The sequence below is a fragment of the Acidithiobacillus albertensis genome (genome assembly GCF_001931655.1).
Taxonomy (GTDB): domain Bacteria; phylum Pseudomonadota; class Gammaproteobacteria; order Acidithiobacillales; family Acidithiobacillaceae; genus Acidithiobacillus; species Acidithiobacillus thiooxidans.
Window position 1 is genome coordinate 2,666,532 of sequence record NZ_MOAD01000001.1, and the last position, 10,479, is coordinate 2,677,010.

The following is a 10,479-nucleotide window of genomic DNA, read 5'->3' on the forward strand; positions in this document are numbered from 1 at the left end:
GCCTGGCAATGCCACGAATACTCAGCCCCTGATTCAATCCACGCTGTATCTGGTTTCGCTGATCGGGCAACAATTGCCTGTATTTTCTGGCCATCTCTCACCTCCGTCTGCCTTCGACCAGAGGTGTTGCACTTCATTTTAGAGCGCGCCAGGGTTTAAACATACGGATACACCAGACATCATAGCAAATGTATTTTATTGGTAACTTTATCGGAGAAATCGATAATGGCAGATGACGAACAACTTCTTTCCCTACTGGCCATAGCCGAGCACGGTAGCATCAGTGCGGCCGCCGAGCATTTACATCGGGGCCAATCGGCCATTTCCGAACGCCTGAGAAAACTGACCGAACTGGTCGGAGAGCCTCTTTATACGCGTGAAATCAATGGGGTAAAGCTCACTCAGGCGGGGGCCGTGCTCATTCCCGACATTGAACGCCTACGCCGCGTCCTGCGCGATATTGACAGTATTATCAGGCGTCGTCAGCGCCTCATGGAAGGAGAACTCAATATTGTTTCTACCAGCCTCATTGCCAATTATTATTTACCCCCTTTTCTAACCCGATTCAGACAGCAATATCCGGGGATCAATCTCTACATCAAAAGTGGCGAACGATACTGGAAAGATGCAGCGGCGGGGGAAGTGGATGTGTTTTTTTATGAAGGCGACAGTGACCTCCCGGAACTTCCTGATTATTTTGAAAGCGTACCCTAGCAGGATAATGAAATTGTCATTGCCACTCCCTTGCAGCATCCTCTAGCCGGACGCCAAAATGTTTCCTTTGAGGAGTTGGAAAGTTATCCCATTATTTGGCGCGAACCGGGTTCTGCTGTACGCGGCGCCATAGAAAAGGAATTTCGCCGCCGTGGCATCGTCCCCAGGCATTTTATCGAAGTAGCCGATATTGAATCGGTAGGCACGATGATCAATGCCAACCTGGGCATCGGCTTCATGAGCAAAAGAGTGTTAGACAAACGCTCCGACTGGCAGGTAGCTACCGCCACGCTGGAAAGCCACCAGATGGTCTGCCTGAATTTCATGGCCGCACCACAACCTGACCGGCGCTCGATAATGCTCCAGAAATTTCTTGAGATGATCGAAAACCCTGAGAATTTAACCTGAGCAAAAGACTGGGAAAACCTGATTGCCGCCAAAGATAATGCAGAAAAAGCCGACGCATGGGTTAGAGCGCGCTTGCATGAAGCGGAGAATTTAAGCACCTGCGCACAAAAAGCGTATTTGCGCATCATGACCAGAAATTTGCCCTGAAATGCCGGAGTATCTGCTTTCCTGAAGGGTTTTTGTGCGTCATGGTAGCCAGCAGGGCAGTCACCCCGTTAGCTGCTTCAGGCACGATAGAGACAGGAAATGCTATACTGGGACGAGTTCGCCGGGCTTACAGCTTCGGATGCAACACCAACCTTCAGTCAAGGAGTTGATTTGTCCAGTTCAGTCCCTTCCCGCCTAAATTCCGTCAGCCATGCCCTCTGGCCCAATTTTTTTATTACCGGAACAGTGAAAGGTGGCACCACCTCTATGTATCGTCACCTTCGCGGGCATCCCGAGGTATTTTTACCGGCCTTTAAAGAACCACACTATTTTGCCCGGATTCAGCCCAAGCCAGAACAACGGCATCTCATTGAACACATTAGTGAAGAACATGCCTACCTGCATCTTTACGAAAATGCCGGAGACTTTCCGGCCATTGGTGATGCCAGTACTTCCAACCTCTGGTATCCGGAAGCTCCAGCACGCATTCATGACGTCGCCCCCGATGCCCGTATTATCATTTTATTGCGCGACCCGGTCAGCCGCGCCCACTCCCACTACCTGATGGATTTTCGTGAGGGTCTTGTGGATCTTCCTTTTTCAGTAGAGTTACTCCAGGGGGATTTTGCGCAAAGTGAAAAAGGCTGGGGTGTGTCCCGACTGTATGTGGATCTTGGCTTATATCACGATCAGGTGCAGCGCTATCTGCAAATTTTTGGTGAGGATCAGGTACTGGTCCTGCAATTTGACGATCTGGTGAATGCGCCTGAACAGACTCTAAAGCGCGTAGCTGCTCACTTGCATATTGACCCTGCACCCTTTCAGGAAATGGATGTAGACCAGGTGCACAATGGCTTCAAGGCCCCCCGGGGGAACTGGTCGCGGCGTTGCGCATCCAGCCCGCTAGCCCGCTGGATTGGTTATCATCTGATGCCCAGAAAGCTGCAATGGTGGCTATATCAGAATCTGATCCTGAAAACCGCTTCCAAACCGCAGATAGATCCGGCTGCACGTCAGTATCTGGAACAAATTTACGCACCGGATATTGAAAAACTGGAAACCTTATTGGGACAAAAAATGCCAGCGCTGCGCTCTTCCTGGTAAAAATCAGTCACTCCAGCCATACTTTTTGAAAATAGCCGCACCCTTCCTGGAAAGGAGGAAGTGATAAAAAGCCTGCGCCTCATGATTATTTTTGCCCTGTTTAGTGAGCGAAATGTCCATGTCACGGTAGAGAATATGACGCGGGCCCAGAGGCACCAAATCGGCGACCTGCGGATGTGCAATCTGCCAGATGTTGTAGATAATCCAGGCGTCAGGGGGGTTGGTCCTCGTCCAGCGTTGCAGAGCTTCCGCACTGTTGGGGGCAAAATAAACGATGTTGGCGCGCAGGCGCCGAATAGTATTCAGGTTACCATTCTTGCCAGCAATATCCTCCCACAGACCTGTTTGCCCTGCGCCCTGTACCACCATCACCCTCACTCCCGGTTTTAGGAGATCCCGAAAGTTTTTGATGTGCAGCGGGTTACCCGGATGGACGAGGATGGCCGCTGGTCGTAAATAAGCGGGGATAATGGTTTTTACGTCCACAAGGTCGGGAAGTCCCTGCAAATAGCTGGTCATCATGTTCTCAGATCCGCTATAGATGAGATCGCCGTTAGCCATGGCCTGATCCCGCCATTTCTCAATGGGACCCGCCTCAACCAGTATCTTGATCCGGTGACTCTTGGAGAACGCCTGCGCGGCCATCTTCATGGCAGGTAATGGTCCACCTGGACCATAAACATGCAATTCCAGCTGTTTCGCCCAAGCCGAACTGCTGGTAAACAGTAAACCTACACAGCCAATAATATAAAAGCATTTCAAAAACAATCCACGAAATCCATGATGACCACAATTCATATTTTTTCCTCTTTCAGAAGGCAACTTAGATAAACAGCGCCAGCACGCATATCATCTAACAAAAGGGGACCAAAACCGGGAAACCAAAAAATTGCGGGATTGCTTTATTTTGCAGCATATTGTTTTTAATGGTGGGAACGGCGGGATTCGAACCCGCGACCCACGGCTTAAAAGGCCGCTGCTCTACCGACTGAGCTACATTCCCATACATACGCAAATGACACCAGAACAGCGTCAAGGCCGCGTATTATCAGCGGTGGAGCAGCTTCGGTCAAGTCAAGGATTATCCAGCGCGAAATGCCCTGAGAATTCGGCATGATCCAGCACATGCCCCAAACTGTGCATTTCACGGGCACGCGGATCTGCGGCAGGGGGCGGGCCAAGCTGGTCGGCGTCATGGCCTGGCGTATGCAATCTCGCCTTTACCGCCTCCCAATCAGCCCCTTCGGCCAGACCCAGTGTGGCTTTGTCCGTCGCCAGCAGCAGGAAATCATAATGCTGCAACTGGTGATCAGCCGCTGCCTCAGGGGGGCGATAACCCAACGTCCCGAAACTGTTGCGTCCGGTGAGGATGCCATCGGGGAGAGGACCCCCCTCGTGTAAACCTTCGATCGTTGGAGAAATATCGTAGAGCAACCAATGTACTCGTTGCCCCGATTCGGCCTCCCGATGTTCCATGAGCAACACCAGACTCTTGGTGTTGGGGGGAAGATGTTGCCAAAAAATGGACGGGGTCCTGCCTTCACCAGGATGGGCGAAACGTTTGGGAATCCAGTCTTCTGGATCAATTCCGGTACTGAATACTTTCATTTCTGCTGCCATGTCTGCCTCCTCACTGACGTGCGGGCTGCTGGCCAAAACATCGACAAACGGTGCAATCACTTCGCCCGCAAAAAAAACAACCAACTTTATATAACGATAGCAGAAAATGAGCACTCGCGATGGCCGCAGGGCAAGTCATGGTGCAGATCAAACACCAAGCCCTGGACAATGAATTGGGGTCAGGGGAGCTCCATGCCCATCAGATCATCCCAGTTTTCCCGTCGCCGAATGAGGCGATGTTGATGACCATGGACCAGCACCTCCGGGGGCCGGGGCCGGGTATTGTAGTTGCTACTCATGGCAAAGCCGTACGCACCGGCACCCATAATGGCCAACAACTGTCCTGCCTCCGCACTAACGGGGCGGTCCTTGGCGATGAAGTCGCCGCTTTCGCAGATCGGCCCAACCACATCCATGACCTGCCCGGCTGCCGCATCCTGGCGGAGTGGCAAAATATCGTGCCAGGCCCCATAAAGAGCGGGGCGCAACAAATCATTCATGGCGGCATCCACCACACAAAACTGCTTGCTGCCATTATCCTTGAGGTATTCCACCCTAGTCAGCAGAACCCCTGCATTCCCCACCAGGGCCCGGCCCAGCTCTACCGCCCTTTTGACGGCCAGGCCCTGCAGGGCCTGGTTGAGAACCTCCGCATAATCCGCAGGACTGGGCGGGTTCTCATCGTGATAACGAATACCCACCCCCCCCCCGAGATCCAGATGCTCCAGGGTAAGGCCCTGGGCAGAGAGGTCTGCATAGAGGGCACGCACCCGCGTCACCGCTTCGCCGAGGGGCGCAAGATTAAGTAATTGAGATCCGATATGACAGGCTATGCCCTTGAGCTCCAGAGCAGGATGTTTTGCGGCCTCCAGGTAGAGAGTCCGCGCAGCATCCATGGGGATCCCGAACTTGCTTTCCTTAAGGCCGGTGGCAATGTACGCATGGGTGCCGGGGTCTACATCCGGATTCACGCGCAGGGCAATGGGCGCGCGCAGGCCCATATCAGCAGCAATATCGGCAATCCGCCACAACTCTGCAGCAGACTCCACATTGAGACAGGCAATGCCGGCAGACAGGGCGGCACGAATTTCATCAGCAGACTTACCTACGCCCGAAAAAATGATTTTCTCCGCTGCACCTCCGGCACGCAGCACCCGTTCCAGTTCTCCGCCCGAAACAATGTCAAAACCGGCACCCATTTCAGCAAATAAACGCAGCACCGCGAGATTACTGTTGGCTTTGACGGCATAACACACCTGCGTGCCGTCACCCAGTGCGTTACTGAAGGAATGGTAGCGTTCGCGCAGCGCCGCCCCGGAATATACATAGCAGGGAGTATCATAATGCCGGGCAATGGTGGCGAGGGATAAATCCTCGCAGTACAAGTCTCCCTGATGGTAATGGAAGGGATTCATGGCCGCGCAGCACTCCCCGTGGCACTGCTGGTCGGGCTGATTGGTGCTGGCGCGACAGCCGTATTGGCGGCAGGATGTGCCGGAGGGGGTGGCGGCAGACTCAGTGGCGTCTTCCGTCCACAGCCCGCCAGACCGAGGACCAACACCCAGACGAAGACCACAGCGGCCAGGGATTTCATGCAGACTGCTCCTCAGCCAGGCGCGCACGGGCACGGGCGATAGCCGCCCGCACCTGATCAGGGGCCGTTCCGCCGAGATGATTACGGGCCGCAAGCGAACCCTCCAGGGTCAGCACCTGATAAACCTCTTCGGTAATAAGCGGGGACAGGGCCTGCAAGTCAGGCAAGGGCATGGCTTCCAGGCCTATATTGCGATCCTGGGCGAGACGCACGGCTTTACCCACCACCGCATGCGCATCACGGAAAGGCAAACTTTTACGCACCAGGTAATCGGCCAGATCCGTAGCCGTGGCATAACCTCGTTCTGCCTGGGCGCGCATAACTGCGGGGCGGGTTTGCAGGCCCGGCAACATGCGACCCATGATTTCGACGCTGGCCCGCACCTGATCCAGCGCATCAAAAAAAGTTTCCTTGTCTTCCTGATTGTCCCGATTGTAAGTCAGGGGCTGGCCCTTCATCAGCACCAGCATGGCGACCAGATCACCGACTACCCGACCGCTTTTGCCACGAATGATTTCCGCCACATCCGGATTTTTCTTCTGGGGCATAATGCTGGAACCCGTACAAAAACTGTCCGGGAGATCAATGAAGCCAAAAGGTGCGGACATCCACAAAATCAATTCTTCGCATAAACGCGATAAATGGACGGCAATCATGGCCAGATCAGCCAGCACTTCCATGACAAAATCCCGGTCGGAAACGGCGTCCAGGCTGTTTTCCGCGACGGCATCAAAACCCAGTTGCCGCGCCACATCCCAACGATCAATCGGGAAAGTGGTACCTGCCAGAGCCGCTGCACCCAGAGGCAGTACATTAACTCGTTTGCGGGCGTCCTGGAGACGCTGGGCATCGCGCTGAAACATTTCAACATAGGCCATGCAATGGTGGCCGAAGCTGACCGGCTGCGCCACCTGCATATGGGTCAGGCCGGGCAGGATGGTTTCCACCTCGCGCTCGGCCAGGTCCACAAATACTCCCTGCAGATGGCGCAAAGCGGCGACCAGATCATCCACACAGGAGCGGGTATAGAGGCGCAGATCGGTGGCCACCTGATCATTGCGGGAACGGCCCGTGTGCAGCTTTTTCCCTACGTCCCCGATGATTTCGGTCAAACGGGATTCAACATGCATGTGAATATCTTCGAGGCTGTCGACAAATGGCAGGCGCTGTTCGGCAATTTCCTGCTCCACCTGCTGCAGTCCGGCGACAATGGCTTCCACCTCGCTGGCGGTCAGCACGCCAACCCGCCCCAACATGCGGGCATGGGCTTGCGAACCTCGGATATCCTCCGCATATAACCGGCTGTCCACCTGAATGGATGCCGTGAAGGCTTCCACCAAACTATCCGTACCTGCAGCGAAGCGCCCGCCCCACATTTTTTCACTCATGCCTGCACCTCCTTTCTGCCCGCGACTATAACGAAAACCCCAGCGCTTACGCCAGCATTGCCCCATTCTTCCCGCTAAAAACAGCAGTTGGCCCGGAGGCTTTGCAGCAACTTTGGCAAAACAGCCGATGCCTTGCTACAGTTAGTCTGCTGAACACCGAGAGGGACCGAAGCAATGAAACAAGAGCAATCATCCCAAAGCTGGCGCTGGCTGATCGTGGTCATTATTGTGCTGCTGATCGCCGTTTTGGCTTTTTTCTTTTGGCAGCATAAGCAATCGGTCCAACGGACCCAAAAAGCAGCTGAAGCGGCCGCCGCCGTAAAACTCGCGGCACCAACAGTGTCTACAGTGTCCGTGGCCGACTTTCCGGTGGGAAAAACCATTTCTCAGGAAGGTTCTCTGCAAGGCCCCCTCAGTGGCAAATGCGGCAATATTGCCTGGCACGATCTCAGCCCTTCCGCCGAAGCCAATCTCCGCAAGTTGTGCCCGGCGCAAAAGCCGACACCCTGAACAGATCGGTTCAGTACGGCTGACGCAAGGGCAGGACCAGTTCGGCAACCAGGCCGCCATCAGGGGCATTGTACAAATTCAACTGACCGTTATGGTAGGCCATGACCCGTTCGACTATGGCCAGGCCCAGACCAATCCCACCGCCCTTACCCGCCTGGGCGAAAGGGGCCCGTACACTTTGTAGCTGGGATTCGGCAATCCCTGAACCATGATCCCGCACCCGGATCAGCATCTGCTGACCGACTTTTTCGGCATAAATATCTACGGGTCCCACGCCGTGCACCTGAGCATTATCAATCAGATTTTGCAGGGCGCGCGCCAAACCGACCTCCTGGATGGCCAATTTCGGCAAAGGACCAGGCGCAGGATGCCAGCGCACTTCAGCCTGCTGACGCAGCACCAGTTGCTGCAACCAGCTCCCAATATCAGTTTCCACCAGCAGCTCGCGTTCGCCGCTGCGCGCATATCCCATGAACTGATGGATGACTTTGTCCATTTCCTGAATATTGTCGATGATTTCCTGCCGGGCTTCTTCCTCAGCTGGCAGAAACTCCGCACTTAAACGCATCCGCGTCAGAGGCGTCCGCAAATCATGGGAAACGCCCACCAGAACCATTTCCCGCTCTCGCCACAAACGCTGCAGGTCCCGCAGGGTCTGATTGAACCTTTCCGCCAGACGCCGTAAATCAGCAGGCCCGGCTTCCGGCAAATCCCCCAGGGTATCCCCGCTGCGCAAGCGATCTACGCCCTGCATCAAACGCGTCAGGGGGCGGGTAACCTGGCGCACCACCAAATACGCGCCCAACCAGGACAAGAGCAGAATAGCGGCAAGCTTGAACCAGGGCAGAGGTAAGCCTGCCGGACGTGGCATCGGCATGGCCAGAGCCAGAGCCGCACCGGGATGCGTCTGCAACCACAAGGTCCCGGAGCGCGGATCAAAACGCAACAGGGCGTCCGGCCAGCCCATCTGCCGGAGTTGCTGCAGGGCATTGACCAAGGGAGGAATTCGGGGATTGCGCCCGCTCATCGCGCTGGCCGGCAACACCTGCAAACCTTGCCGAGACAAAATCGGCTGAATGGCGGTCCGCTGGGCAGGACTGAGCGTTTCGCTGAGGGTCAGAACCTGCGCCCAATTCTGAGCCATATGCTCGGCCTGGGGATTAGCCTGATAAATATTAAAAAACCAGTAAACCGCTAACTGACTCAGAAAGAGCAATCCGGCAATAATCAGAAACATCCGGTTAAACAGAGTATCCGGCCACCAGAATTGATTTTTTTTCATAATCCTTCATCCCAATGCACTGTTTGACGAGGACATTCTGAACCAACAGAACGCGATGTCGGAGAAGCACCGCCCCGGCCTTGCCCAAAATGCCCTCGTCAAAAAGAACCCTTTAGCCTAAAAACGGCAGTTGCCGTGGGTGCTTTTTGCTCCATTGTTCCTTGCCTGTTGTTCTAAGGCTCATCCTGCTGTCAGGAGAGAACTCGCCCTGCGGGCTCAAACAGCTCTCCTGACGGGCGCTGGATATCGCCAAGAACAACAACGGCTCGAAACAAAAGTCGCTGCAAAGCACCCACGGCAACTGCCGTTTTTAGGTTTAACCTGGGGGTGCTAGGTTTCATCCCGCTCCGCAGCAGCATTGCCACCATCGGGCACCAGCACATAGCCGCGTCCCCACACGGTTTGTATATAACGCGGATCACCCGGATCCGTTTCGACAATGCGCCGCAACCGGGAAATAAACACATCGACGCCCCGCGATCCCGCAGTGACTTCTTCATTCCCATGACTCATGGCCAGCAGACGCTCTCTGGACAAGGGTTGCCAGGCGTGACTGGCGAGGGCATGTAAAATGGAAAACTCGCTATCGGTCAGGGAGATTTTTTCCGCTCCCCGCCACAAGCTGCGCGTATCCAGAGCCAGACGAAAGGGGCCGAATTCTATGGCCCCAGGCGCCGGATCCACCGTCCGGATTTCCTGACTACGCCGTAACACCGCCCGAATACGGGCCGTCAGTTCACGGGGTTCAAAAGGCTTGGGCAAATAATCATCGGCGCCCACATCCAGCCCCTCTACCCGGTCACTGAGGTCGCCCCGTGCCGTGAGCATGATAATTGGCAGATGAGGTTCCTGCGCACGCAGGCGACGACAGATGCTGAAACCATCTTCGCCGGGCATCATGACATCCAGAAGCAGCAAATCGTAATATTCCCGCTCCAGATGCCGGTCCATCTGTACCCCGGACCCCACTGCCTGAACGGCAAAACCCTGCCCTTCCAAATAGCGGACCAGCATGGTCCGCACTCTGGGATCATCATCGACCAGCAGTATCTTGCCGTTCTCAGCCATTTTATTTACCCCAGGGTCCTGGACGATGGCCCTTGTGCTCCGCCATCTTCACGACGGTCTGCCATTGTACCGGGGTCAGGATTTTGTGCAGGTACTGGACCTGCGCAATACCCCGATCCAGCATCATTTCATGATCCTTGACCACAGCCGCTTTCAGGGGTGCCAGTGCGGCCCCCGATTCACCGTTGAGGAGAGCATCGCGCAATGCCTTGTTATGCGCCATCATGCCCTGACGCCAGGCCGGAAAATCCTTACGCTGGGTATTCCGCCAATTTTTCAGATCACTCTCCTGTGCCGGGGTCAATTTCAGGTCAATCGCGTGTCGCCAGACAATAGGCATCAACATGGGAACGGGCATATTCTGCATCCAGGGGCCACGCATGGGTCCATGCTGCCAGGGTCCGTGATGGCCATGCATCATCCCCGGTTCCATGGGGCCATGTCCGGCCATGGGCGGCGGGGGTGCATCTTCGGCAAATGCCGGCAAAGCAGTCATACCGAATGCGGCAATCATCAAACCGGATACTGCATATTTCAGTTTCGACATTGTATTGCTCCTCGTCTCTCAGGGGGAAAAGGTTCGTCCCTTTCCGTGGAATACACGTTAACGGCTTGCCCCCTCTGTTGCCAGCGACAAATTGTCA

The 10,479-nt window shown here is 55.1% G+C and carries 11 protein-coding genes, 1 tRNA gene and 1 pseudogene; 3 read left to right on the forward strand and 10 right to left on the reverse strand.

What is annotated here, in order from left to right; all coding sequences use genetic code 11:
* The coding region (locus BLW97_RS13710) for a helix-turn-helix domain-containing protein (RefSeq protein WP_143214894.1) at positions 1-94 on the reverse strand (94 nt) is incomplete at its 3' end.
* Positions 95-225: 131 nt separating this feature from the next.
* Between BLW97_RS13710 and BLW97_RS13715 the strand changes: the two are divergent.
* Positions 226-1,122: pseudogene (locus tag BLW97_RS13715) on the forward strand (LysR substrate-binding domain-containing protein).
* A gap of 318 nt (positions 1,123-1,440) precedes the next feature.
* The gene (locus BLW97_RS13720; protein ID WP_075323453.1) at positions 1,441-2,373 is read left to right on the forward strand and encodes a sulfotransferase family protein; all 933 of its coding nucleotides are present in this window, start codon (positions 1,441-1,443) and stop codon (positions 2,371-2,373) included.
* Between the two features lie 3 nt (positions 2,374-2,376).
* Here the strand turns inward: BLW97_RS13720 and BLW97_RS13725 are convergent, their stop codons facing one another.
* The 6 genes from BLW97_RS13725 to argH all read right to left on the reverse strand — a co-directional run bounded on the left by BLW97_RS13725 (position 2,377) and on the right by argH (position 6,975).
* Positions 2,377-3,171 carry a substrate-binding domain-containing protein gene (locus BLW97_RS13725; RefSeq protein WP_077218437.1) on the reverse strand — a complete coding sequence of 265 codons (795 nt, stop codon included), beginning with the start codon at positions 3,169-3,171 and terminating at the stop codon, positions 2,377-2,379.
* Positions 3,172-3,300: 129 nt separating this feature from the next.
* Positions 3,301-3,376, reverse strand: a tRNA-Lys gene (locus BLW97_RS13730).
* Between the two features lie 71 nt (positions 3,377-3,447).
* A complete protein-coding gene (locus BLW97_RS13735; protein ID WP_024893208.1) occupies positions 3,448-3,993 on the reverse strand; it encodes a YbhB/YbcL family Raf kinase inhibitor-like protein in 546 nt (181 codons plus the stop codon).
* A gap of 179 nt (positions 3,994-4,172) precedes the next feature.
* Complete coding sequence (gene lysA / locus BLW97_RS13740; protein WP_075323454.1) at positions 4,173-5,408, reverse strand: diaminopimelate decarboxylase; 1,236 nt, start codon at positions 5,406-5,408, stop codon at positions 4,173-4,175.
* On the reverse strand, positions 5,405-5,587 hold the full coding sequence (lptM, locus tag BLW97_RS13745) for an LPS translocon maturation chaperone LptM (protein WP_031575481.1): 183 nt from the start codon (positions 5,585-5,587) through the stop codon (positions 5,405-5,407). Before lptM ends, lysA begins: the two co-directional genes overlap by 4 nt.
* Positions 5,584-6,975 (reverse strand): argininosuccinate lyase, encoded by a 1,392-nt coding sequence (argH, locus tag BLW97_RS13750; RefSeq protein WP_010639486.1) that lies wholly within the window; start codon positions 6,973-6,975, stop codon positions 5,584-5,586. Before argH ends, lptM begins: the two co-directional genes overlap by 4 nt.
* A 174-nt stretch (positions 6,976-7,149) precedes the next feature.
* Here argH and BLW97_RS13755 point away from each other — a divergent pair, with 174 nt between their 5' ends.
* Positions 7,150-7,485: a hypothetical protein gene (locus tag BLW97_RS13755; protein ID WP_010639487.1), complete on the forward strand. Its 336-nt coding sequence runs from the start codon at positions 7,150-7,152 to the stop codon at positions 7,483-7,485.
* Between the two features lie 10 nt (positions 7,486-7,495).
* Here BLW97_RS13755 and BLW97_RS13760 read toward each other — a convergent pair whose 3' ends face one another.
* From BLW97_RS13760 to BLW97_RS13770, 3 genes are all read right to left on the reverse strand, one after another.
* On the reverse strand, positions 7,496-8,767 hold the full coding sequence (locus BLW97_RS13760; RefSeq protein WP_075323455.1) for an ATP-binding protein: 1,272 nt from the start codon (positions 8,765-8,767) through the stop codon (positions 7,496-7,498).
* A gap of 330 nt (positions 8,768-9,097) precedes the next feature.
* Positions 9,098-9,835 carry a response regulator gene (locus BLW97_RS13765; RefSeq protein WP_075323456.1) on the reverse strand — a complete coding sequence of 246 codons (738 nt, stop codon included), beginning with the start codon at positions 9,833-9,835 and terminating at the stop codon, positions 9,098-9,100.
* A 1-nt stretch (position 9,836) separates the two neighbouring features.
* A complete protein-coding gene (locus BLW97_RS13770) occupies positions 9,837-10,382 on the reverse strand; it encodes a hypothetical protein (protein ID WP_024893203.1) in 546 nt (181 codons plus the stop codon).
* Positions 10,383-10,479: the final 97 nt, after the last annotated feature.